A 25,200-nucleotide genomic window follows, 5' to 3' on the forward strand; every position below is an offset into this window, starting at 1 on the left:
TTTCCAGATGATGAATTAGAAATTATTAATAATGAAGGTAATCAAATTTGTGAAATCATTTGTTTTAATAAGGATGGTAAATCTGATGTTGGAATTTTAAATTTAAAATCAAACAATGAAAAAAATTTCATTAGAAATATTCTTAATGGTAAAGATGAAACAATATTAGCGACAAATCATCAATTAAAAAAAAGAAACTTAAATATTTCAGATTCAAAATCTTCAATTATATTTGATCCAGATTCTAAAGCAGGAGAAAGTATCAAATTTAAATCAAAAGATAAGTGTTATGCTATTTTTGCAGCACCTGGTGAGGATATGGATGTCACAAATCAAAATCCTCCAACTGATTTAACAATTTTTATTAAAAGATCTAAAATCGTTAATGATAAAGAATTAAATGTAATACCAGATCCAGTCTTTGAACCTTTGTATGAAGAAAATATAAATAAAGAAACTTCTATATCATACCAAGTAAAAGAAGGTGATTATATTCAAGTAATCAGTCCAACTGGAAGACAGTGTTCTGACTTCGTAGCATTTGATACAAGAAAATTAGAAAAAGGAATTGAAAAAGGATTGGACTGGCAAACTACAAGAACATTTATGGGCAATACTTTTCCTGGACCTGGATTGCATTCAAAATTTTATGATACAGACCATGAGCCTCTCGTTGAGGTTATAAGAGATACAGTGGGAAAACATGATACTTTTAACCTAGCATGTACTTCAAAATATTATGAAGACGCAGGATATTTTGGTCACCCAAACTGTTCAGATAATTTGACTGAAAGCATGTCAAAATTTGGAGTACAAAAACAAAAAGGTTGGCATGCGATTAACCTTTTTTTTAATACTTCTGCTGCAGGTTTAAATTCTGTGATATCCGATGAGTCATATTCTAGACCAGGAGATTATGTAATGTTTAGAGCTTTAAAAGATTTAACAATTGGAACTACAGCTTGTCCTAGTGATATTGATGCATGTAATTCGTGGAATCCTACAGATATTTTTGTTAGAACTTATGATAAAAATAAAGAATTTAGTAAATCATTTGCTTTTCGAATGAAAACAGACTCAGAAAAAAAATTAACTAGAAATTCTGGATTTTACGAAAGAACTTCAAAACTTACTAGAAACTTTGTTGATGCAAGAGGTTTTTGGTTACCAAATGATTATACCAAACATGGTTTAGTTAATGAATATAATGCTTGCAGAAACGATGCTGTATTAATTGATCTATCATCACTAAGAAAATTTGAAATAATAGGTCCTGATGCAGAGGAGTTAATGAACTACACACTTACAAGAAATATAAAAAAACTTTCTGTTGGACAGGTGGTTTATTCTGCAATGTGTTATGAAAATGGAATGATGTTTGACGATGGAACTCTCCTAAGATTAAGCGAAACAGGTTTTAGATGGATTTGTGGTGATGAATATGCTGGAGAATGGTTAAAAGAAATTGCTAAGAAAAAAAATTTCAATGCCAATGTTAAAAATTCTACAGATCAAATAAGCAACGTTTCTTTACAAGGACCGAAAAGTAGAGAAATTTTAAAAAAAATTATTTTTACACCACCCACACAACCATCGATCGATGAATTAGGATGGTTTAGGTTTACCATTTGCAGAATAGAAGAATTACAAGGAATTCCTTTAATTGTTTCAAGAACTGGTTATACCGGAGAATTGGGTTATGAAATATGGTGTCATCCAAAACATGCTCCTGAAGTTTGGGATAAATTAATGGAAGCTGGAAAAGATGATGGCTTGATACCAGCTGGATTTGCTGCATTAGACAAACTTAGAATTGAAGCAGGGTTAATTTTATTTGGAAATGAATTTGATGGACAACAAGATCCTTTTGAAGCTGGCATCGGCTTTGCAGTGCCTTTAAAAACTAAAGAAGAGGATTTTATTGGTAAAGAAGAATTAATTAAAAGAAAAGCCAATCCACAAAAAAAACTTGTTGGTTTAGAACTTGTAGGAAAAGAAATTGCAGGCCATGGAGACTGTGTGCATGTAGGGAGATCACAAGTAGGTATTGTTACTAGCGGATGTTTATCATCAACCTTAAATAAAAATGTTGCTCTGTGTAGAATTGATTTACAGTATTCAGAAATAGGTACAGAAGTAGAGGTAGGAAAAATAGATGGACACCAAAAACGAATTAGTGCAAAGGTGGTTGGGTTTCCATTCTATGACCCAACAAAATCAAGGGTTAGAGCATAAAGAAAAATAATGCCCAAAGAAAAAAAAAACACTATTAGATTTTTGGGAAGATCAAATGAGACAATCTCATACATCAAGCAATTACTTTTTTAGAAAATCACCATCGCACTATCATATGATGTTGCTGGTAATGTCTGCATATAAAGAAGGTAAAAAATTATCGGTAGAGGAATTAAAAACGAAATTATTCAAGACTTCTAGACCTAAATCAGCTTTAATAATTACAGAAGCTTGTGAAAAAGGATTCTTTAGACTTGAAAAAACTTCAACTGATCAGCGAATTAAAAATATAATGCCTAGCGAGTCTTTTATTCAAGAATTCGACGATTATTTGCTTACTTTAAAAAACATAAGTTATTAGCCAAATTTTTAAATAAATTCGAAGTATCTATTTTTTATATATAATTTTTAGTTCTATAAAAAATTATATTAATTACCCCTACCAAAAAATAATGTTTTGGCATGACGACATTACCTTCGAAAGCAAAAGTAGTTATCATCGGTGGTGGAATTCACGGACTAAGTACTGCATGGAAACTTTCTGAAACATATAAAAATCCTGGTGACATAATTGTATTAGAAAAAAAAGATACTGCAGCAGGTGCAAGCGGAATTGCTTGTGGTGTTGTAAGAAATAATTATTTCCAACCAGCAATGAGAGAGTTAATGGCTCACTCAGTTTCAGTTTGGGAGAGTGATCCTAAAGCATTTAAATATAATCCAGTAGGTTATTTACAAATTTCGCCTGAAGTAATGCATGAAGATGTTGCAAGTATTTATGAGCAACAAAAAGCGATCGGGTACGAGTCAGTTTTTATTGAAGGTGAAAAAGATTGTTCAAATTATATGAAAGGTATTTTTGATGATTGGCAAGCACAAGGGATCACTTCAATACTTCATGAAAAAAAAGGTGGATACGCATTTAACAAAGATTCAATTAAAGCACTTGAAAATAAATCTACATCAAATGGTGTACAGGTTATGAAAGGTGTAAAAGTAACAGGATTTAAAAGAGGAAGTAACAGTCAAGCTGTTACAGGAGTAGAGACAGACAAAGGTACAATTGAGTGTGAACAGGTTGTTATCGGCGCAGGTCCATGGGCGAGAGATTTTTGGAATATGTTAGAGTTACCTAAAACGGCTAACATAAAAGGTAAAGACGGTAAAATGCATGTGACGGATATGTGGACTTACTGGATGTTACAAGAGGGTGTTATTGGCGTTGAGCCAGATTTTCTAAAAACAAATGACGGAAAACAACCTCCTGTGGTTCATGTAGACTCGACTGCTCCATTATATTCAGACAAAACTAAAAAATTATTAACAGATAAAATTTGGGGAATTTATTACAAACCTGATATTGAAGGTTTGGGTGTACAAGGAGGAACTTCTCCTTACATAGTTAAAAAACATTTTGATGAAGTAAATGTTGATCCTTATGGAATTGAGTCACCTGAATATCAAACAACAGACGCATTTAGTGAAATGTGGTGTTCAGCTTTAGCGCATTGTCAAAAAAGATTTGAAGGTAAATCAGATTTATATAGAAAAGGACCATCGGGTGGACTCGGATGTATGACACCAGACTCGTTTCCAATCTTTGATAGATTTTTTGAAAACGTTTACATGATTGCAGATGCCAATCATGGTTATAAAATGATTGGGGTCGGAGAACTTGTTGCAAAAGAAATTCTTGGTACTGAAAGTGATTTATTAAAACCATTTAGATTCAACCGTTACGAGAAGGGTGAACTTCACCCTACTTCGAACAGTCCGTTTCCTTGGAGCTAGACTCTAAGCCTAGACACAAATAAATTTTTCAGCTACGTTTGAATAAATTAAATTCATTGAGGGGTGAAAATGACAGATCTAGAGAAACACGTTAACCAGCCAGGTAGAGCGAAATTAGTTAAAAAAGTTAGAGAAAAAATTAATGAACTTGGCATCACTTATATTTATTATCAATTCATTTCTGTAACAGGTAGAGTTGTTGGTAAAGGTATACCAGCAGATCACTGGGAAAGAACAGCTGAAAAAGGATTTCAATTAGTTTACGGTGCTACAGCAAACTTGTTCTTAGATCGTCATAATAATTACATTGGATATGGACCAGAGGCTATGGAGCTTGTTGGAATACCTGATCCTGAAACTTTTGTTCAATTACCATGGGATAAAAGAGTTGGAAGAGTATTTGTAACTTGTTTTAGAAACAGAGAAGAAAGAAAAAATCCAGGCGGTCATTTAACTTCAGACTGCAGGGGAAATCTAAGAATTTTCATGGATGAATTTAAGAAAAAACATGGTCTAGAATTAAGAGTTGGTACTGAGCCTGAAATGATGTGGTTAACAAAAAATGAGGATGGAACACCTACAGGTAAAGGTTTTTCTAAACCATTCTGTTATCACATTGATCAATTTGAGTCATTAAGACCAGTGTTTATGAAGGTTATTGAGTACGCAAAAGCAATGGGTCTTGATATGATTCAAGGAGATCACGAAGATGCTCCGGGCCAATTAGAGTTAAACTGGACTTACGATAACGTTTTAAGAAATGCAGATAGATTGTCAACCTACAGACAAATTTGTGCTCAAGTAGCTAGAGAACATAATTTAATTGCTTGCTTTATGACAAAACCATTTATGGGTGTTTCTGCTAGTGGTTGTCATACAAACATGTCTTTATGGAAAGGTGGAAAAATAAAAGTTAACAAACTTGGAAATAAAACTCTACCAGGTGTAGAAGAAGTATTTAGTTATGTTGAAGGTGGAACTAATACTTTCATGCCAGATACAAAAGATATGCAATTACCAGGTAAAATTGGTTTGCAATCAATTGCAGGTATCATGAAGCACTTACCAGCATTGACAGCTCTTGGATCTTCAACTGTAAATTCTTATAGAAGATTATGGGATCAAGGTTTTTGGGCTCCTGTTTACGCAGACTGGGGATATCAAAATAGAACTTGTGGTTTAAGAGTTTCTGCTCCAGGAAGATTTGAATATAGATCAGTAGACTCTATGCACAATCCTTATCTATTAGGTGCTGCTTTATTAAAAGCTTGTGATGAAGGTATAACTAAAAAAATGAAACCAGCAGCTCCAGAATCTAGAAATATTTATGAAGCTCAAAAAGCTGGTAAAGATGTAAAAAAACTTCCATTAAGTTTAGGTGAAGCTTTGGATAGGCTGGCAGAGGATGAAGTAATCAAATCTGCAATGCCAGATGAAATGTATAAAGTTTTCCATTGGTACAAAAACGATGAGTGGGAAAGATTTCTTGGTGCAACAACACAATGGGATCTGGATACTTATCTTGATTGTCTACCGTAGGTCACAGAAATAGATAGAAAGGGTATAAATATATGTGTGGAATAGCAGGTTTAATTCATAGAGGGAAATCTTCAAATGTTGGAAGTGAATTACAAGGTATGCTTCAAGCATTAAAACATAGAGGAGAAGATTCAACAGGTTACGCTTTATATGGCGATACCGATGGAAAAAACTTCATAATGCGTTTTAAAGTTGGAGAAAACGTTGGAGAAGGAAGTTCATCAGTTATGGAGGATGTATCTGTTTACGATGAGAGAAAAAAAATTGTTGATGAAACTCTGGCTGAAATGGGAGCTAAAATAGTTAAAGAAGAAAGAACCCTTCCCTACTCTTTAAGATATGAAATTGATTATAATGTTAAAGATCTGTTAGAATTTTCACAACGTATAGAAAGTATTCCAGGTGTTGAAATTCTTTCTATGGGTAAATCTTTAGAAGTGATTAAAGATCTGGGAAACGCTAAAATGGTTTGTGATAGATATAGCTTAGATAAAGTTGTTGGAACACATGCTATAGGTCATGCTAGAATGGCTACAGAGTCTGGTGTAGATATCAAATCTGCCCACCCTTTTTGGGGATATCCATTTAGTGATGTATCTGTAGTTCATAATGGACAATTAACTAACTACTGGAATAACAGAAGAGTTCTAGAAAACAAAGGCATGAGATTTATGTCAGAGTGTGACTCGGAATTAATTGCAGTTTACCTTGCTGAAAAAATGAGAGACGGTGCAACTTTAGAAGAAGGAATGAAAGCATCTTTAACTGGTTTAGATGGTGTTTTTACTTACTTTGTTGCTACAAAAGACTCATTAGGTATGGCTAAAGATACTATGGCTGCAAAACCATTGGTGTTATATGAGTCTGATGATTTGGTTGCTATGGGATCTGAAGAAATTGCAATTAGATCTGTATTACCACAAGAAATTGATACATATGATCCGTTTGATGGGGAGGTGAAAGTATGGCAAATCTAAAAACAGTTTCAAAAAAATCAAAAGCCCAATCGATGGGTATGCATACTGAGGTTTTAACAGGAAGAACTCAACAAAAATTCTTTAATCCTGATGAGGCAGAAAACTTTTACTATTTTGGGACATACGATGTAGATTTTAATAAAAGAACAGAACTTGATGTTAAAGACATGACAGCGCCTGAGGCTAATAAAGAAATCGATAACTTAATGAGCCAAGGATATGGAACAATAGTAATAAAAAACCCACAAGGTAAACACAGTCTTGGAGTTGGTATTTTAAATAAACTAAATTTAATTTTTGAAGGAAGTTTAGGGTACTTTGGAATGGGTTCTTGTGATGGTCCAATAGTTAGAATTAATGGAAGAGTTGGATGGTCATGTGCAGAAAATTTAATGGCTGGTAAAGTAGTGATCGAAAAAAATGCTGGTTCTTGTTTTGGTGCGGCAATTAGAGGTGGAGATTTAATTTGCAAAGGTAGTGTTGGTGCCAGAACTGGTATTGATATGAAAGGTGGAACTATAATAATTGGTGGTGATGCTGGTGCCTTTACTGGTTTTATGATGCAAAGAGGAAGAATAATTATTCTTGGTGACGTAGGAATAAACTTAGGTGACTCGATGTATGATGGGACAATTTTCGTAGGTGGAGAAATTGGATCATATGGTAGTGATGCAGTAGACGCTGAATTAACTAAAAGTGATCAAGATTGGCTAAAAAGAAAATTAAAAGTTGCTGAGATTGGTGAAAATTTTGACGTTAGTAAAATGAAAAAAATTGTAGCTGGTAAAAAACTTTGGAATTATGACAATTTGGAACCTACAGAGAAGAAGGGAGCAATATAATGCCTAAGAAAAAATCTAAAAAAGTTAAAAAAAATGGAAAAGGTGTTGGTGGAAAAGCTGATGTCCATGCGCATGAAGAAGGTAAAAGAAATAAAAGTTTATTAGGTCATAACGCTATCTTCACACCTGAAGTAATAGATGACATTCATATTAAATCTCAATTAGGAAGATACAGAATGCGAGGAATGGCATTAATGAAAAAAATTCCTACTTTCGATGATTTAGTTTTCTTACCTGGAACACTAACTAGATTTGTAATCGAAGGTTACAGAGAAAAATGTGAGACGAAAACTGTTATTGGACCAAGATGTGAAAATCCAATTGAGTTAGATATTCCAGTTTATATTACGGGAATGAGTTTTGGTGCGCTTTCTTATGAAGCAAAAACTGCTTTAGCAAGAGGAGCAACTATGGCAGGTAGTGCTACATGTTCTGGTGAAGGTGGAATGATACCTGATGAAAGAAGATACTCTGAAAAATGGTACTATCAATGTATTCAATCGAGATATGGTTTTAATCCTCATCATGCACAATTAGCAGACGGTATTGAAGTGTTTATTGGACAAGGTCAAAAAGTTGGAATGGGAGGACATTTAATGGGTCAAAAAGTTACTGACCAAGTTGCTGAGATGAGATCACTACCATCTGGTATTGACCAAAGATCTCCAGCGAGACACCCTGACTGGTTAGGACCAGATGATTTAGCTTTAAAAGTAGAAGAGCTAAGACAATTAACAAAAAATAAAGTGCCAATTCAATTAAAGTTAGGCGCATCTAAAGTTTATGACGATGTGCGTATGGCTGCAAAATGTGATCCTGACTCTATTTACTTAGATGGAATGGAAGGTTCTACTGGAGCTGGCCCACATATCGCTGCTGCAAACACTGGTATTCCAGGTATAGCTGCAATCAGAGAAGCAAGAAGAGCAATCGATGATGTCGGAAAAACTGGAAAAGTAACATTAATTTATGCTGGTGGTGTAAGAGATGGTGCTGATATGGCAAAAGCTTTAGCTCTTGGAGCTGATGCAATAGCTATTGGTACAGGGTCTATGATTGCATTAAATTGTAACAAAGACATCCCAGAAGCAAATTTTGAAAAAGAAATGGGAGTAAAAGCAGGTGAATGTTATCACTGTCATACTGGAAGATGTCCAGTTGGTGTTGCAACACAAGATCCTAAGCTTAGAGCTAGATTAAATCCTGATGATGCTGCGCTAAGAGTTTACAATTATCTTCACTCAATGACTTTAGAAGCTCAGTTGTTAGCAAGAGCTTGTGGAAAAACAAATATCCATTCTCTAGAACCTGAAGATTTAGCTGCTTTAACATCAGAAGCATCAGCTTTAGCAAAAGTTCCATTAGCTGGAACTAACTACACAGTTGGTGTTGATAACTACCACAAAATATAGAGGTAACTATGCCGAAGAAAAAAAATAAAAAAGTAGCAAAAACAAAAGAGATCAAAGGTCAGTTAGGTAAAAAGAAAGAGACTGCCAGAGAAAAAATGATTGGTCAGTCTATTGGTTACAGATACGATGTTAATCTTTTACCGGACTATTCTAAGTTAACTCCATTTCTTAAGAAATATATAGAAGCGATGGGATGGGATGATTTAAATTGGTTAGAAGATGTTCACATGGGTTATGAGGAAGATAGGCCAGCAGTGTTCTGCAGAAATGCGAATGGTTGGGTTACTATTCCAAGCTCAATTAAGCTTCCGAATAATCAACAAGATAGAGATATGATTGCAAGAGAACTTTTAGTAAAGTTTCAAATGTCTCCAAAACATCCTCTTGTTGATTTAAAAAAAGCATATTTAAAATTTTAATATTTCAATTAAGAGTTGATAATTTTTAAAAACCTAGTGTACAGACTAGGTTTTTAACTGTTTTTATATTTGTATCGAATCATAAAATTTAATAGGCTTCGATAAACTAATATGGAGAGAGAATATGACTGATCAGTTAGGTGCTCTTACAACCATATTTACAGAATTTTACTACTGGGTGACAGTGGTGCTGATGTTCTTAATTCACGTCGGTTTCTGTATGTATGAAGTTGGAGCTTCTCGATACAAACACCATCAACATACTCTTATGAAAAATACGATGCTGATACCTTTAGTAACAGTAACGTGGTTTTTATTTGGTTGGTGGATTTACTGGGCTTTTCCTACAGGACCTGGATTAGCACCATCAATAATGAATGAAAGTGCTGCACTAGTTACAGATGAATCTGCATTTAGTGCTACATGGTATACTGCTACAAGTGATTTAATGGCTGTCAATTTAGGAGACCACATTTCTGGTGTCTTCTGGGCTGCCTTTTTACTTTTCTCTTGGACAGCTGCTTCCATCGTTTCTGGAGCAATCATTGAAAGAATAACGACCTTTGCATTTGGTATTTTAGCAATTGCAATTGGTTCTGTATTTTGGACAATTGATGCTGCATGGGGATGGCACTTCGACGGTTGGATGTTGAAACTTCTAGGATATCATGATGCGTACGCATCAGGAGTAATTCACGCAATTGCGGGTGGATTTGCTTTAGGTGTTCTAATGGTTTTAGGCCCAAGAATTGGTAAGTTTTCGTCTAGCGGTGAACCAAGAAACATCGGACCAAGAAATCCTTGGTTAGTAACAGTAGGATTGTTTTTAATTTATACTGGTTTCTGGGGATTTTATGCGGCATGCAACATACCTATTTTCGATCTAGGACCAGAGTATGGTATGGAAGGTATATCTTACTGGACAGCAACAAATATCTACGTAACGCCTACTACACTTAGTGGTATTACATTCAACTTCTTGATGTCATTATCAGGAGGATTGTTAGCTGGATATTGGATTGCTAAAGGAGATCCTTTCTGGACTTACTCAAGTGGTCTAGCAGGTGTGATCTGTGCTTCAGCTGGAAATGATTTATATCACCCAATTCAAGCAATGATCATTGGTATGATCGGTGTTGTTATTGCATACAAACTACATTACTGGGTTGAACGTAAGTTCAAAATTGATGATGCAGTTGGTGCCGTAGCAGTACATGGTTATGCTGGATTTGTAGGTCTTGTTATTTGTGGTTTTGTCTTAAATGGTTATCCATCATCTGGTTACAGTGTTGGTGCTATGTGGGACGGAACAACTTATGCAACAATTAATCCATTAGGACAGTTCATCGGAGCATTAATAATGTTCGTTGTTCTTGGACTAATACCAGGCTACATCATAGCTAAAGTTCTTAACGGAATGGGCAAATTAAGAATCCCACGTGAAGTTGAGATAGCTGGATTAGACTATGAAATGATGGAATCTGCTAAAGAAGATGAAAAAGCAGTTTCATCTGCAACCAGGTAAAGGAGGAAAATATGGCTACAGTTACAAACTGGATAGATCACCTTAATAAGCCAGCAGAAGAAGTTGCTGGCGCAATTTACCCTGGTGCTGGATCTGTTGAAGGCATACTGGTAATAATTGCATTGATCTTATGGGTTGGTTGGCACATTCTAACAGCAAAATCGGAAAGTGATGAACTTTCAAGACTTGCTAGAAAAAGACATAGTGCTAACGATCATAAAAGCAATATTACTGACTGGTAATTAAAATTTAAATTTGGGCGCCACTTAAATGTGGCGCCCTTTTTTATATTTAATATTCATGGAAGATAATAAAGAAGAACTAAGACCCTCAAAAATGAGAGGTGTAGCGTTTCCTAAGGCTAAGTATGGTGCGATACTAGCTGTAATTGTGATTATTGTTGTGAATTTAATTTATTATAAAGAAACAATTTTATCTTTTTTTAAATAATTGTGTTAACCTAAGTTGTGTCTAAAAATTTATTTAAAATTGCTAAACAAAAAAAGATTAAATATTTTTTAATAAGTTTTGTAGATTTATTTGGTGTACTAAGATCAAAATTAGTACCTGCTCACGCGATAAAGGATATGCAGAATGCAGGAGCTGGTTTTGCTGGATTTGCAGCGTGGTTAGATATGACACCCGCAGACTCAGACATGTTTGGAATTCCCGACCCAGATAGTTTAATTCAACTTCCATGGAATAAAGAAGTTGGATGGTTAGCATCTGACTTGTGGATGGATGGCAAACCAGTAGATGCATCACCAAGAGTGATGTTAAAAAAGCAGATAAAAAAACTTAAAAAACAAAATTTAACAATGAAATCAGGTGTTGAGTGTGAATATTTTTTGATTTCACCTGATGGCAACTCAATTGCAGATCCAAGAGATACACAATCCAAACCTTGTTATGATCAATCTGCATTAATGAGAAGGTATGATTTAATTAAGGAAATTTGTGACTGTATGATTAAAATGGGATGGGGCCCTTATCAAAACGATCACGAGGATGCTAACGGACAATTTGAAATGAATTGGGATTATTCAGATTGCCTAAAAACTGCAGATAGACATACCTTTTTTAAGTTTATGGTAAAAACAATTGCTGAAAAGCACGGATTAAGAGCAACATTTATGCCTAAACCATTTGGAAATTTAACCGGTAATGGTTGTCATGCTCACGTATCAGTTTGGCAGGGTAGTAAAAATAAATTTTTAGACAGTAAGGATGAACTTGGTTTAAGTAAAATGGCCTATAATTTTTTAGGTGGAGTAATTAAAAATGCTTCATCTTTATCTGCGTTTTTTAACCCAACAATCAATAGTTACAGAAGAATAAATGCACCACCTACAAAATCTGGAGCATCGTGGTCACCTAGTAGTATTTCGTATACAGGTAATAATCGAACACACATGATCAGAATTCCTGATCCTGGAAGATTTGAATTAAGATTAATGGATGGTTCTGCAAATCCTTACTTGTTGCAGGCAAGTGTTTTAGCAGCTGGTCTATATGGTTTAAAAAATAAAGTTGATCCAGGCAAACCTTTGAATTGCAATATGTATGAAGACCACGCTAAATATCCAGATTTACCCAAACTACCTGATGAACTTGCACAATCATTAAATTTATTAAAAAATAATAAAGATATGAATGATGCTTTTAGCAAAGATGTGATTAATAGTTATATAAAATTAAGAAGTTCAGAAATGAATGAATTCAAGTCAAAAAATAGTTTTGACAAAACAAAAGATGTTACAAAGTGGGAAAAAGATAATACTCTAGATTGTTAGTACATGACTATATTATCTAACGGTCATCAATGGAAATACACAGAATTTACTGACAATCAAAATTATTCATTTAATAAAAAAGAAATTCTCAATTCTTTAACCTCAGAAGAAATTGATGATGCTTATAAGAGTATTTCAAATTGGAAAGGTTATTCTCCTACTCCCTTAATTTCTTTAAATAAACTTTCAAAAGAATTAAATTTAAATAAAATTTTTTATAAAGATGAAAATAAAAGATTTAATTTAAAATCTTTTAAAGCTTTAGGTGGAGCTTATGCAGTAGAAAAAGTAACCAAAGGAAATAAAGATATAGTAGTAGCAACAGCTACCGCTGGCAATCATGGAAGATCAGTTGCCTGGGGGGCCAAAAGATTAGGTCTAAGCTGTAAAATATTTATTAGTGAATTTGTAAGTGATGCAAGAGGCAAGGCTATGGCCGCACTTGGAGCAGATGTAGTAAAAGTAAAAGGTAACTATGAAAAATCATTAATGGAATGCATAAAGCAGTCTACTGAAAATAATTGGCAAATAGTTCAGGATGTTGCTTGGAAAGATTATATGGTCGTCCCTAAGTATACAATGGCAGGTTATACAGTCATGATGAGGGAGATAGCAAATCAAATCCAGGAAGAGAAAATAACTCACATCATTTTACAAGCTGGCGTTGGTGGCATGGCTGCTGCCATGGTTGCAGGTATTGCAAGATATTTAAACTATGTTCCAACAATTATAGTTGTTGAACCTGATAGTGCTGCGTGTGTAATGGAAAGCATTAAAACTGGAAAAATAGAAAAAATAGATATTAAAAGAGAAAGCTTAATGGGTGGTATGTCTTGTGGTGAAGTATCATTAGTCCCATGGGAAATACTCAAAAATTCAGTTAAACATTGTATTAGTTTACCAGATGATGATATTGCAAAAACTATGAAACTACTTGGAAATTCAAGCTTTAGTGATGATAAAATAATTGCAGGAGAAAACTCAGCACCTGGCGTAATCAGTCTGATTACGAGTTGTGAAGATCAAGCAATTAAAGAAAAATTAGATCTAAATGAAAAATCTAATGTTTTGGTTTTTGGTTGTGAGGGAGATACTGATCAAGAAATGTATCAAAAGTTAATTAACCAAAATTAAACCAATGAGTAGCACAGGTATTTTTTGGATAAGAGAGGATTTTAGAATTGAAAATAATCCTGCCTTATCTTTTGCAACACAAAATCATGATAATGTAATTGCATTATATATTTATAATAATAATGATTTTGATAACAAAAGAGAAGCTCAAAAATGGTGGGTTTTTAAATCTCTAGAAACTTTAAAAAAAGAATTATCAGATTATAAAATTAATCTTGAAATAGTAAAAGGTGACGAATTAGAAATTTTTTCTAAATTTAATAAAAAGGATAAGCTTTCAGTTTATTGGAATAAAATTTATGAGCCAGATGTTATAGCTAAAGGAAAAAAAATACGTGACTTATTTATTAAAAATGAAATTAATTATAAATATTTCAAAGGAAATATTTTAAACGAATTTCAAGAGATAACAAAAAATGATGGAACTCCCTTTAAAGTGTTTACACCTTTTTGGAGAAATGCGGAGCAAGTTTATTTAAATAAGCCAACAAGCAAAAATTATATTATTAAAAAGAAAACAAAAAAGATTTCATATTTTAAAAAGTGTATTGAACCAAATGATATTTTACCAAAAAAAAATTGGTATAAAAAATTTGAAAAATATTGGAAAGTTTCAGAAAATGACTCAAAAAAAATATTAAAAAATTTAATTGAAAATAAAATTAAGGATTATGGAACTTCTCGAGATATACCATCTATCGAAGGAACCTCAAAATTATCTCCCTACATCAAACATGGTCAAATTCATGTAGGCAGTATTTGGAAAAAATGTTCTGAAATTAAATCAAAAGGTACTGGTTATAGAAAATATATTAATGAGCTTGGCTGGAGAGAGTTTTCACATAGTTTAATTAATTATTTCCCAGAATTCTTAAAAGGAAATTTTAGAAAGGAATTTGATAAATTCCCTTGGGCAAAAAACGAGAAATTCTTAAAAGCATGGAAAAGAGGAATGACCGGTTATCCTATTGTCGATGCTGGTATGAGAGAATTATATGAAACTGGATGGATGCATAATAGAATAAGAATGGTTGTTGGCTCGTTTTTAGTCAAACATTTGAGAATTAATTGGACTGAGGGTGAAAAGCATTTTAGAAATTGTCTACTAGATTTTAACAAAGCAAATAATGTTGCTCAATGGCAATGGGTTGCTGGCTGTGGAGCAGATGCAGCACCTTATTTTAGAATATTCAATCCAATACTTCAGGGTGAAAAATTTGATAAAGAAGGCAATTATGTAAAAAAATGGGTTCCTGAACTTAAAAATGTTCCAAATAAATTTATTCATAAACCATGGGAAATGGAATTAAAGTATCAAGAAGCTATAAAAACAATTATTGGCAAAGATTACCCGGGCCCTATTGTTGTTCATGAAAAAGCTAGAGCTGCAGCTCTTGAAGCATTTCAATCTTTGAAGAAAAAATGATTTTAATTTTATTCTCCAATAAAATGGTGAATTATAGTTCTTTTTTGAGCCTCTAATCTGTGTTCAAATAAATATATGCCCTGCCAAGTTCCAAGCAACAATTCACTATCTTTGACACTTAGAGAAATTTGATTATTTGTTAATGCGGATTTAATATGTGCAGGCATATCATCTTTTCCCTCCGTAGTATGAACATATAGTTTGTTATCCATAGGAGCTAATTTATCGAAATAATTTATTAAATCTGTTTGTACATCTGGATCTGCATTTTCTTGAACAATTAATGAGGCGCTTGTGTGTTGAATACTTAGATTAAGAAAACCATTTTTAAAGTTATTTTGACCAATCCAATGAATTGTATCATAAGTAAACTCATATAACTTTTGACCATTAGTCTTAATTTGAAGATTATAAAATTCTTGTTTCATTAATTATACTCCTTCGATGTAAGCTCGTATAAACGACTAATGGTTCGTTTAAATGGTTTTTCTAACAATCTTGAAGAGGTAAATTGATCTAAATTTTGATCGGCTGTAACTGCTAATGAAATATTTTTATCATAAATTACATCTAACAAAGTGATAAAACGTTGTTGTTGATTTGAATTTACATCGTTAAATTGAGGTATTTGATCTATTACCATAAATTTACAATTTTTAGTTATTTCCAAATAATCTTCCGCTCCTAAATTTTGATCACAAAGATGATTAAAGTCACATCTAACAATTCCCTCATAAAAGTTTTCTATTTTAAATTCTCTTCCTTTGACATTAATTGTTATTGAAGATTGTTTTTTATCCTTTGTTATGGTTCTAAAAAATTTATTAATCTTAAAATTGGTTTCTTGATTAAGTGGAAAAAAATATCTTTGTTTTTGATTATCATTAGATTTTCTATAATCATCCTCAATTTTTAATTCATACTCAATGGATTGATCTTCCATTATTTTTATAAAAGGTATAAATTGTTCACGTTGAAGACCTTCTTTATAAAGTTCTGAAATTTTAATGTTTGAAGTAAGAATAATTTTAATATCTTCTTTAAAAATTTCTTCAAATAGTTTTCCTAAAATCATTGCATCAACAATGTTTGTTACTTGGAACTCATCGAAATAAACTAATGAAGCTTTTGATTTTAAATTTTTAACAAATTGATTGATTATATTTTCTTCATTTTTTTCTTTTTGCTCATGGACAAAATCATGAAAACCTAACATAAATTCATTAAAATGCTTTTTTAATTTTTTTTCTTCAAGATGATCATAAAAGAAGTTTAAAATCATTGTTTTACCAACCCCTACACCACCATATAAATAAAATCCTTTTTTAGTTTTTTGTTTGAAAAATAATTTTAAAAAAAATGATTTGTAATTACTATTATAGTAATCTTCTAAATTTTTAATAACTTTGATTTGATTAGGATTAGCTTCTAAATTTTGATTTTCACAATAAGATATGAATTCTTTTTCAAATTTTTTTGGCATCAATTTTTTTTAGTTTTAAAATCAATACCATACTCTGATCTTGGTCCTTTTCTTAGCCCAAATGGACCTGAGATGAATAAAGTTAATGGTTTGGTTCCTGGTTCCAAATCTACTCGATGCAAATTATTTGCCGATCTAAAGCCAATATACCCTGGTGGACGCCAAAACTTGCCAGTGCTTAATGTTTCCCAATAACCACCTCTTAAAATTATAGTGATATAAGGAAATGTATGATTATGAACTCCTTCTCCATGGTCATCTGCTAGCATCTCATGAATTAATATATTAAATGGAAACCATTTAGGTCGATGTCTCATCAAAACATAGTAACGGTTCATCCAAGGCTTTGCCTCTTTAAAATTAGGATGTGAAGGTCCTCTATCTAATACAACTTTTTTTCTACCAATTTTTTCTAAAAATTTTAAAAACATGTTTAGTTATATTGTACAATTGAACCATTTCTTACTACATATAAATTGTTATTAAATATAAACGGTTCAGATACTAATCCACCAGAAACTTTTTCAATTTTTATTATTTTTCCATCCTCAATCCCGGCTATGATCATCTTGCCATCTGAGTTAGTTAAAAATATGTTTTTGTCTCCAATTACAAAACCAATTGGATAAATATTTTTTCTTTTTTTATCTTTGTAATTCAGAAATAGATCTGTAATTCGAACTATATTGCCTTTATTTTTGTCAATTAAATATAAATAACCTTCATTAGAGATTGTAAAAATTAGATTTCCAACCAAAATAGGTTTTACATTAGAATTAACTTCATTTATCCAGTTTGTTGTTCCTGTTTTTAAATCAATTGAATAAAACTGATTTTTATTATTTGAAAAAAATATAGAGTTTCCATCTGATACTAGTTTAGAAGTCTTAAAGTTATAAGTTTCATTTATTATCGAGCTACTCTGTGTAGGTAGTTGCCATGTAATTAAACCTGTTTCAATATCTACAGCTGTAATATCCCCTATAGAATTATTGAAAATAACATTATCGTTTAAAATAATTAAAGAATATTTAATATTTGAAATTGTAAATGAGTTCTCTGTTTGCAAATTCCAACATTCAGAACCATCTTTAATTTTAAAACATCTCAATGTATTTTTATAATCAATAACAAATATTTTATCCTTATGCTTTTTAATGTTTGAATTAAACGGATAATCATTATTATTTGACCAATTTAATTCTCCTGTACTAATATTCACAGAATAATATTTTGCTATGCTATCGGTTACTAAAAGATTTTGACCATCTACTAAAAAATTAAGTTTTGGTTTTAATTTTTTTTCAGATTTTGAATAATGGTTTTTTTTCCAAATAACTTTCTGATTATTATCATACCTAATAATTGAACCTTTTTTATCAAAAAATATTATTCCATTGTTCAAAAAAATCGGTTCGAAATCTAATTGATTAAGTTCCTCTAACTTTGAAAACTTAAAGTTACCAATCTTTGTTAATTCACCTTCGTAATTTAGCAAGCCAAGATTATTTAGATTGTCATTTTTTTTATTATTTATTTTTATTGATGATAAATCTAATTTTAAATCTCTATTAAATTCTGAAACATTTACATTTTCTTCCACAAAAACTTTTGTTATTTTTTTATCTGTTTCTAATTTGTTTTCTTTGTCTTTCCAAATTCTAGAGTTTTCGTTAAATGAACAGTTATTAAGAAAAAAAAATGCTATAAAAGTAAAAATAAATTTATTCACTCAAATCTCTGTTTAATCTTTTCTCTGCTTGGAGCCTTATATCTGGATTTGAATTTTCTAAAACTATTATTTGGTTGAAAAATTCTTTAGCTTTTTGTTTTTGATTATTTGCATAAAAATATTCCGCCATTAAATATAAAGAATGTGATTTCCATACACTTTTTGAATTGATCAGTGGATTTAACATATTTAGAAGATCACTCTCCTGAGCGTTATCTGCATTGTAGAGTGCCTTCTTGTATATAATTAAGTTGTTAATCTCACTGTCTAACGAAGTATCGTTTATCAATATATCAAATAATGAATTAATTCTGGACTGATCACTTACAAGATTATTATCAATGATGAAATAAAGGGATAAAGGTGAATAAGTTGGATCTTTCTTGTTTATAATTTCAATTAGTCTGTTAGCTGTTTTTTCTTTTGTTTTTTCTGAATAATCAATGATTATTGAATTATAACTATCTGAGATATCTTTTTTTTTATTAATTAAATATTTATCGTAACTAAAAACGCCAACTATAATAATTATTAAGATAATTATACCTGAAATTATTTTATTTTTATTATTTACAAAAAAATTCTTAATTTTTTCATTTCTTGTATTGGTGTTTATAATTGATAAATCTTCATCCATAACTAAATCATATTCCTTAAAACGTACTGCAGAATACCTCCATTTTTATAATACTCTAATTCATTTTTTGTATCAATTCTGCATAAAGTTTTAATTTTCTTTATTTCGCCTGAAGCATATTTAATTTCAACTGTCACTTCATCTGAGGGATTAACGCCCTTTTCTATATTTAGAATACTAATTAATTCAGAACCAATTAATTTTAGATTTTTTCTATTTACATCGTCGATAAATTGTAATGGCAATATACCCATTCCAATTAAATTAGATCGGTGAATTCTTTCAAAACTCTCTGCAATTACTGCTTTTATTCCAAGTAGTTTTGTTCCTTTAGCTGCCCAATCTCTAGATGATCCGGTTCCATACTCTTTTCCACCAATTACAACTAAATCTGTTCCTCTTTTTTTATATTCAACAACTGCATCATAGACAGGAAGAACTTTTTCTTCTGGATATAACTTTGTAAAACCACCCTCTGTACCAGGAGCCATTTCATTTCTAATTCTTATATTTGCAAAAGTTCCTCGCATCATAACTTCATGGTTACCTCTTCTTGAACCATATGAGTTATAATCTTTAGGTAAAATTTGGTGTTCCATAAAATATTCGCCAGTTGGACTATCTTTTTGAATACTGCCGGCTGGCGATATATGGTCAGTGGTAACCATATCACCTAAAATTAATAATGGTCTTGCATCCTTAATTTCTTTAAATCCTTCTGGTTTATCTGGCAACGAGTCAAAAAATGGAGGTTTTTTTACATATGTTGATCCCTCATCCCAATTATAGATACTGCTTTTATCAGTTTTAATTTTTTGCCATTGAGTTGGGCCCTCAGAAACATTTGAGTATCTTTGTATAAACATCTCAGCATTAAGCGAAGCTTTTAAAGTTTCTTCTATCTCTTTATTTGAAGGCCAAATATCTTTTAAAAATACATCTTTTCCATCTTTATCTTTTCCTAATGAATCTTTATACAAATCAACTTCCATATGCCCAGCTATTGCATATGCAACAACAAGTGGGGGTGAAGCCAAATAGTTAGCTTTTATATGTGGAGAAATTCTTCCCTCAAAATTTCTATTTCCAGATAAAACTGAAACAGCATAAATATTTTCTTTTTGAATCGCTTCTACAATATTTTCTGGGAGTGGTCCTGAATTTCCAATGCAAGTAGTACAGCCATACCCAACTAAATTAAAGCCAAGCTGATCTAAATAAGTGTTTAATCCAGCTTTTGCTAAATAGTCTGTAACTACTTGAGATCCAGGCGCTAAAGAAGTTTTTACCCAGGGTTTAACTTGCAAACCTTTTTCAATAGCTTTTTTAGCTAATAGTCCAGCCCCAATTAGAACATTTGGATTAGAAGTGTTTGTACAAGAAGTTATTGCAGCAATTAATATTGAGCCATCTTTAATTTCGTAATCTGTATTTGATACTTTGGAAATTGAATTTTCATTTTTATTTGTAGCTTCCTGCAATACTTTTTGAAACGAACTAGGTGCATCTGTTAAAAGAACTTTGTCTTGAGGTCTTTTAGGTCCTGAAATAGTTGGTACGACTGTGGACATATCTAAAGATATAATGTCAGTAAATTCTATTTCGTTACTCGCCCATAAACCTTGTTCCTTTGCATAATTTTCAACAATATCAACAGTTTGTTGATCTCTTCCAGAAAATTTTAAATACTTTAATGTTTCCTCATCGATAGGAAAAAAACCACAAGTAGCACCATATTCTGGTGCCATGTTTGCAATTGTTGCTCTATCCGCAAGAGTTAAATTTTTTAAACCTTCTCCATAAAACTCAACAAACTTACCAACCACTCCTTTATCTCTTAACATTTTAACAACAGTTAATACTAAATCAGTTGCAGTAGTTCCTTCTGGCATTTTGTTTTTTATTTCAAAACCGATGACTTCTGGTATTAACATAGAAATTGGTTGACCTAACATTCCTGCTTCAGCTTCAATTCCTCCAACACCCCATCCTAAAACAGATAAACCATTTACCATTGTTGTATGACTGTCCGTTCCAACTAAAGTATCTGGAAAAAGATATTTATCACCTTTAAATTCTTCTGACCAAACAACTTTTGACAAATATTCCAGATTTACTTGGTGACAAATTCCTGTTCCTGGTGGAACTATTCTAAAATTATCAAATGCCTGCTGTCCCCATTTTAAAAAAGAATATCTCTCACCATTTCTTTCAAATTCTATATCGACATTTTTTTCAAAAGAATCTGCTTTTGCAGATTGGTCGACTTGCACAGAGTGATCAATTACAAGATCAACTGCAGACAGTGGATTGATTGAATTTGGATCTTTATTTTTTTCTTTAACTGCTTCTCTCATTGCAGCTAAATCTGCAACCGCAGGTATTCCTGTATAATCTTGAAGCAAAACTCTTGCTGGTCTATATGCAATTTCAGTTTTAGATTTTTTTATCTTTAGCCAGTTTTTAATCGCTTCTATTTGAGATTTCGTTACACTTAAGTCGTCTTCGTATCTTAATAAATTTTCTAGTAAAACTTTTAGTGATTTTGGAAGTTTATTTATTCCTTCAAGTCCATTTTTTTCTGCTTCATTTAATGAGTAATAATTATACTCCTTGTCATTAACTGTGATTTTTTTTAGTGATTTATAAGAATTTTTGTTTCCTGGGGTCATATTATAAATAAAAAGTTATTATGCTTGTTAAAAGAAGCAGTGACATAGCATAATTAAAGTAATTAATAAATTTCTGATTTGTCGCAAATTTCCTGAAAAATTTACCTAAAAAAGTCCACAGAGTTATACTAGTCACTGAAACAATTAAAGCCATAACGATAATTTGAGTCGTATAACTTACAAAGGTTTCTCCTGGATTAATATAAGTTGAAACAAGAATAATTGATGCAATAACGCCTTTAGGATTTAAAAATTGAAAAATAAAAGTTTCATGAAACTTAATTGGATTTTTGTTTTTATTTTCCTGATCAGAAGGTCCTGAAAAAGAAATTTTATATGCTAAATAAATTAAAAATAGAGTTCCTAAGTATTTCAATACCTCTTGAATTAAAGGATAAAGCTTAAAAATATTTATCAGACCTAGAGCTAAACATAATAACAAAAAAGGAAATCCTAAAGTTACACCAATTATATGTGGCAGTGTTCTAAGAATACCAAAATTGAAACCAGAATAGAAAGCAACGAAATTATTTGGTCCAGGAGTAAATGCTGCAACAATTCCAAATAAAGTTATAGAAAGAATTTCAGGATGCATTATTAAGCAATCGGTAATCCGTTTTCTGCTTTTTGAGAAGGATGAACAAGTGTAACTTTGCCATCGGCATCAATTGCTCCTAAAACCAACACTTGAGAAACAATTCCGGCAATATTTTTTTCAGGAAAATTACAAACAGCAATAACTTGTTTTCCTTTTAAATTCTCCTCATTATAATAATGAGTAATTTGAGCGGAAGATTGTTTAATGCCAATTTCGTTTCCAAAATCAACTTCTACCACCAAAGATGGCTTTCTCGCCTTTTCATTTTTTTTTACAGAAATTACAGTACCAATTCTAATATCTACTTTATCAAAATCATTATAGGTAATTTGCTCTTTAATCATAATATAATATAGTGTTTTAAGTTTATGAGTATAGATAACAATTTATATGAAAAATCAATCAAGATTTTAACTGACTTAATCGCATTTAAAACTATCTCAGGTCAGGATAACAGTAATTTAATTGATTATTGTGAAAAAATTTTAAATAACATCGGAATAGATACTTTCAAAGTTTATGATGATGATAAAAAAAGAGTAAATCTTTTTGGAACTCTAAAAGCAAAAAATCAAAGCACAAAAAAACCAATTATATTATCTGGGCACACTGATGTGGTTCCTGTATCTAAAGGTTGGAATAGCGATCCATTCGTTGCAACTATTAAAAATGATAAATTATATGGAAGAGGCTCATGTGATATGAAAGGTTTTATCGCATGTACACTTGCTTATGCGCCTATATTCAAAGAAAGTAATTTAGATAGAGACTTACATTTCTGTTACACATTTGATGAAGAGACTGCATGTATTGGAGCTCCTTTATTAATAGAGGAATTAAAAAAAAGAGAAATCAAAAATGGAATTTGTATAATTGGTGAACCAACTAAAATGAAAATTATTGACGCCCACAAAGGTATGAATGAATACACAGTTCACTTTGGAGGACTTGCGGGACATAGTTCTAAACCACATTTAGGAGTAAATGCAGCTGAATATGCTACTAGATATGTTGGAAAACTTTTAGAAATTAGAGAAGAATTAAAAAAAAGAGTTCAAAAAGATAGTATTTTTGATCCTCCACATTCAACTTTATCAATTGGTGGAATTAAAGGTGGTATTGCTCATAATGTCATTGCAGATAAATGTAGTGTTGAATGGGAAACAAGACCAGTTGTAAGAGAAGATGGAAAATTTGTAACAAATGAAATTGATAAATATGCAAATGAAGTACTTCTACCAGAGATGAAAAAAGTATTTCCAGATTCTTATATTAAAAAAGAAGTGATAGGTGAAGTTGTTGGATTTAATAGATTAGATGAGTCTGAGGCATGTGAATTTGTATCAAATATAACTGGTGATAATTCAAGGGAAGTGGTTTCTTTTGGAACAGAGGCTGGTTTATTTCAAGAATTAGGAATCAGTACAGTTGTTTGTGGACCTGGATCCATAGAACAAGCTCACAAAATTGACGAGTTCATAGAATTAAATGAAATGAAAAAGTGCCTTAAGTTTTTAGAAGGTGTGAAAGATAAATCAGTAAATTAACTCCAACCACCCACTGCTTTTACTTCTAAAAACTCTTCTAAACCGTGTTCACCTGCTTCACGACCTATTCCAGAATGTTTAAAACCACCAAATGGTGCATCAACTGCAATACCAGCTCCATTAACATCAACCATTCCAGATCTTAATTTTCTTGCAACTCTTTGTACTTTTACAGAGTCTTGGGTTTGAATATAATTTGTCAATCCATAAGCAGTATCATTTGCAATTTTAATTGCTTCCTCCTCTGTTTCAAATGGGATAACAGATAAAACAGGTCCAAAAATTTCAGTTCTTGCAACATCCATATCGTTATTTACGTCAGCAAAAACAGTTGGTTTAACAAAGTAACCTTTGTCTAATCCATCAGGTTTACCTGTTCCTCCAGCAACTAATTTTGCTCCTTCATCAATACCTTTTTGGATTAAAGTTTGAATTTTATTGTATTGAGTTTCTGAAATAACTGGACCTATGTGTTCTCCTTCTTTTTTAGGATCACCCACCTCAAAGTTTTCAGTATATTTTTTTAATCTCTCGATAGCCTCATCATACATTGATTTTTCAACCAACATTCTTGTTGGAGCATTACAAGATTGTCCAGAATTTCTAAAACATCTTAAAGCACCTCTTTCAATAGCTTCTGGATCGGCATCTTTAAAAATAATATTTGCTCCTTTACCACCTAGCTCTAAGCTTACTCTTTTAAAATCTTTAGCAGCATTTTGAGAAATCAAAGCTCCTGCTCTTGTTGAACCTGTGAAAGAAATCATATTAATATCTGGATGGCTTGTAAGAGCATCACCTGTTGTTGCTCCATCACCATTAACTAAATTGAACACACCTTTTGGAAATTTTACATCATCAATAATTTCAGCAAGTATCATTGAAGAGAGTGGTGCTAATTCTGAAGGCTTTAAAACCATTGTACAACCTGCAGCTATTGCTGGCATTACTTTTAAACAAACTTGGTTCATCGGCCAATTCCATGGTGTTATTAATGCACAAACACCTTTTGGTTCATAAATTAATCTTTGATTAGGAGCATGCTCTCCTAATGGTTTTTCAAATTCAAAATTTTTTAAATATCTAATAAATGATTTAATATGACTTGCTCCTGTGCCTGCTTGTAATTTTGTTGCAAAATCTTTTGGAGCACCCATTTCAAGAGTTATAGCTTCTGCAATATCTGCCCATCTTTTCTTATAATTTTCATAAAGTTTTTCTAATAATTCAATTCTTTCTTCTTTAGAAGAAAAGGCCCAGGACTCATAAGCATCTTTAGCTGCATTAACAGCAATATCAACATCAGCTTTGTTTCCCAAAGTAATTACAGCACAATTTTCTTCTGTAGCTGGATCGATTACTTTAATTTCCTCAGAGCTTTTTGGCTTAACCCATGCTCCATTAATATAAAAATTTTTTTTATCTAACATGTTTTGAC

At 31.9% G+C, this 25,200-nt stretch carries 24 protein-coding genes; 15 read left to right on the top strand and 9 right to left on the bottom strand.

The features are described from left to right. The 14 genes from gcvT to AMO08_RS00825 form a co-directional block, all read left to right on the top strand. Nucleotides 1–2,235 (top strand): glycine cleavage system aminomethyltransferase GcvT (gene gcvT / locus AMO08_RS00765; RefSeq protein WP_075484311.1); only part of this gene is annotated, 2,235 nt, incomplete at its 5' end. 55 nt (nucleotides 2,236–2,290) lie between these two features. Further along, complete coding sequence (locus tag AMO08_RS00770; RefSeq protein ID WP_075484312.1) at nucleotides 2,291–2,596, top strand: hypothetical protein; 306 nt, start codon at nucleotides 2,291–2,293, stop codon at nucleotides 2,594–2,596. A gap of 101 nt (nucleotides 2,597–2,697) precedes the next feature. Beyond that, nucleotides 2,698–4,026, top strand: a complete 1,329-nt coding sequence (locus tag AMO08_RS00775; RefSeq protein WP_075484313.1) for an NAD(P)/FAD-dependent oxidoreductase — start codon at nucleotides 2,698–2,700, stop codon at nucleotides 4,024–4,026. Between the two features lie 69 nt (nucleotides 4,027–4,095). Further along, nucleotides 4,096–5,565 carry a glutamine synthetase family protein gene (locus tag AMO08_RS00780; protein ID WP_075484314.1) on the top strand — a complete coding sequence of 490 codons (1,470 nt, stop codon included), beginning with the start codon at nucleotides 4,096–4,098 and terminating at the stop codon, nucleotides 5,563–5,565. A 32-nt stretch (nucleotides 5,566–5,597) separates the two neighbouring features. Beyond that, complete coding sequence (locus AMO08_RS00785; RefSeq protein ID WP_075484315.1) at nucleotides 5,598–6,542, top strand: class II glutamine amidotransferase domain-containing protein; 945 nt, start codon at nucleotides 5,598–5,600, stop codon at nucleotides 6,540–6,542. Further along, nucleotides 6,530–7,384, top strand: coding sequence for a GltB/FmdC/FwdC-like GXGXG domain-containing protein (locus tag AMO08_RS00790; protein ID WP_072090448.1), 855 nt, complete (start codon nucleotides 6,530–6,532; stop codon nucleotides 7,382–7,384). Before AMO08_RS00785 ends, AMO08_RS00790 begins: the two co-directional genes overlap by 13 nt. After that, nucleotides 7,384–8,796 (top strand): FMN-binding glutamate synthase family protein, encoded by a 1,413-nt coding sequence (locus AMO08_RS00795; protein ID WP_072090449.1) that lies wholly within the window; start codon nucleotides 7,384–7,386, stop codon nucleotides 8,794–8,796. Before AMO08_RS00790 ends, AMO08_RS00795 begins: the two co-directional genes overlap by 1 nt. A gap of 8 nt (nucleotides 8,797–8,804) precedes the next feature. Beyond that, nucleotides 8,805–9,215, top strand: a complete 411-nt coding sequence (locus tag AMO08_RS00800; protein WP_075484316.1) for a hypothetical protein — start codon at nucleotides 8,805–8,807, stop codon at nucleotides 9,213–9,215. Nucleotides 9,216–9,339: 124 nt separating this feature from the next. Continuing rightward, nucleotides 9,340–10,740, top strand: a complete 1,401-nt coding sequence (locus AMO08_RS00805) for an ammonium transporter (protein ID WP_075484317.1) — start codon at nucleotides 9,340–9,342, stop codon at nucleotides 10,738–10,740. Nucleotides 10,741–10,751: 11 nt separating this feature from the next. Beyond that, nucleotides 10,752–10,982, top strand: a complete 231-nt coding sequence (locus AMO08_RS00810) for a hypothetical protein (RefSeq protein WP_075484318.1) — start codon at nucleotides 10,752–10,754, stop codon at nucleotides 10,980–10,982. Between the two features lie 58 nt (nucleotides 10,983–11,040). Beyond that, entirely contained in the window at nucleotides 11,041–11,190 is a 150-nt protein-coding gene (locus AMO08_RS05695) for a hypothetical protein (RefSeq protein ID WP_179850556.1), read from the top strand. A 17-nt stretch (nucleotides 11,191–11,207) separates the two neighbouring features. Further along, nucleotides 11,208–12,533 (top strand): type III glutamate--ammonia ligase, encoded by a 1,326-nt coding sequence (gene glnT / locus AMO08_RS00815; RefSeq protein WP_075484319.1) that lies wholly within the window; start codon nucleotides 11,208–11,210, stop codon nucleotides 12,531–12,533. Nucleotides 12,534–12,536: 3 nt separating this feature from the next. Further along, nucleotides 12,537–13,667, top strand: a complete 1,131-nt coding sequence (locus AMO08_RS00820; protein ID WP_075484320.1) for a diaminopropionate ammonia-lyase — start codon at nucleotides 12,537–12,539, stop codon at nucleotides 13,665–13,667. A 4-nt stretch (nucleotides 13,668–13,671) separates the two neighbouring features. Then, a complete protein-coding gene (locus AMO08_RS00825; protein ID WP_075484321.1) occupies nucleotides 13,672–15,093 on the top strand; it encodes a cryptochrome/photolyase family protein in 1,422 nt (473 codons plus the stop codon). Nucleotides 15,094–15,101: 8 nt separating this feature from the next. Here AMO08_RS00825 and AMO08_RS00830 read toward each other — a convergent pair whose 3' ends face one another. From AMO08_RS00830 to AMO08_RS00865, 8 genes are read right to left on the bottom strand one after another with little or no spacing between them, the layout of a single operon-like run. Further along, on the bottom strand, nucleotides 15,102–15,521 hold the full coding sequence (locus tag AMO08_RS00830) for a secondary thiamine-phosphate synthase enzyme YjbQ (RefSeq protein ID WP_075484322.1): 420 nt from the start codon (nucleotides 15,519–15,521) through the stop codon (nucleotides 15,102–15,104). After that, nucleotides 15,521–16,576: a cell division protein ZapE gene (gene zapE, locus AMO08_RS00835; RefSeq protein WP_075484323.1), complete on the bottom strand. Its 1,056-nt coding sequence runs from the start codon at nucleotides 16,574–16,576 to the stop codon at nucleotides 15,521–15,523. The genes AMO08_RS00830 and zapE overlap by 1 nt, the downstream gene beginning before the upstream one ends. Then, a complete protein-coding gene (locus tag AMO08_RS00840) occupies nucleotides 16,576–17,007 on the bottom strand; it encodes a hypothetical protein (protein WP_075484324.1) in 432 nt (143 codons plus the stop codon). Before AMO08_RS00840 ends, zapE begins: the two co-directional genes overlap by 1 nt. Before the next feature lie 2 nt (nucleotides 17,008–17,009). Then, nucleotides 17,010–18,308, bottom strand: coding sequence for a PQQ-binding-like beta-propeller repeat protein (locus tag AMO08_RS00845; RefSeq protein WP_075484325.1), 1,299 nt, complete (start codon nucleotides 18,306–18,308; stop codon nucleotides 17,010–17,012). Next, a complete protein-coding gene (locus tag AMO08_RS00850) occupies nucleotides 18,301–18,945 on the bottom strand; it encodes a hypothetical protein (protein WP_075484326.1) in 645 nt (214 codons plus the stop codon). Before AMO08_RS00850 ends, AMO08_RS00845 begins: the two co-directional genes overlap by 8 nt. A gap of 2 nt (nucleotides 18,946–18,947) precedes the next feature. Next, nucleotides 18,948–21,617: an aconitate hydratase AcnA gene (acnA, locus tag AMO08_RS00855; protein ID WP_075484327.1), complete on the bottom strand. Its 2,670-nt coding sequence runs from the start codon at nucleotides 21,615–21,617 to the stop codon at nucleotides 18,948–18,950. Between the two features lies 1 nt (nucleotide 21,618). Next, entirely contained in the window at nucleotides 21,619–22,212 is a 594-nt protein-coding gene (locus AMO08_RS00860; protein WP_075484328.1) for a LysE family translocator, read from the bottom strand. 2 nt (nucleotides 22,213–22,214) lie between these two features. Continuing rightward, nucleotides 22,215–22,556, bottom strand: coding sequence for a tRNA-binding protein (locus AMO08_RS00865; protein WP_075484365.1), 342 nt, complete (start codon nucleotides 22,554–22,556; stop codon nucleotides 22,215–22,217). Between the two features lie 27 nt (nucleotides 22,557–22,583). On the opposite strand from AMO08_RS00865, the gene argE reads away from it, so the two are divergent. Further along, nucleotides 22,584–23,762: an acetylornithine deacetylase gene (gene argE / locus AMO08_RS00870; RefSeq protein WP_075484329.1), complete on the top strand. Its 1,179-nt coding sequence runs from the start codon at nucleotides 22,584–22,586 to the stop codon at nucleotides 23,760–23,762. Here the strand turns inward: argE and AMO08_RS00875 are convergent. Continuing rightward, nucleotides 23,759–25,192 (bottom strand): aldehyde dehydrogenase family protein, encoded by a 1,434-nt coding sequence (locus tag AMO08_RS00875; protein WP_075484330.1) that lies wholly within the window; start codon nucleotides 25,190–25,192, stop codon nucleotides 23,759–23,761. The two genes, argE and AMO08_RS00875, sit on opposite strands and share 4 nt — an antisense overlap. Nucleotides 25,193–25,200: the final 8 nt, after the last annotated feature.

Origin of the sequence: Candidatus Pelagibacter communis, from assembly GCF_001180205.1 — a bacterium.
Lineage (GTDB): Bacteria > Pseudomonadota > Alphaproteobacteria > Pelagibacterales > Pelagibacteraceae > Pelagibacter > Pelagibacter ubique_O.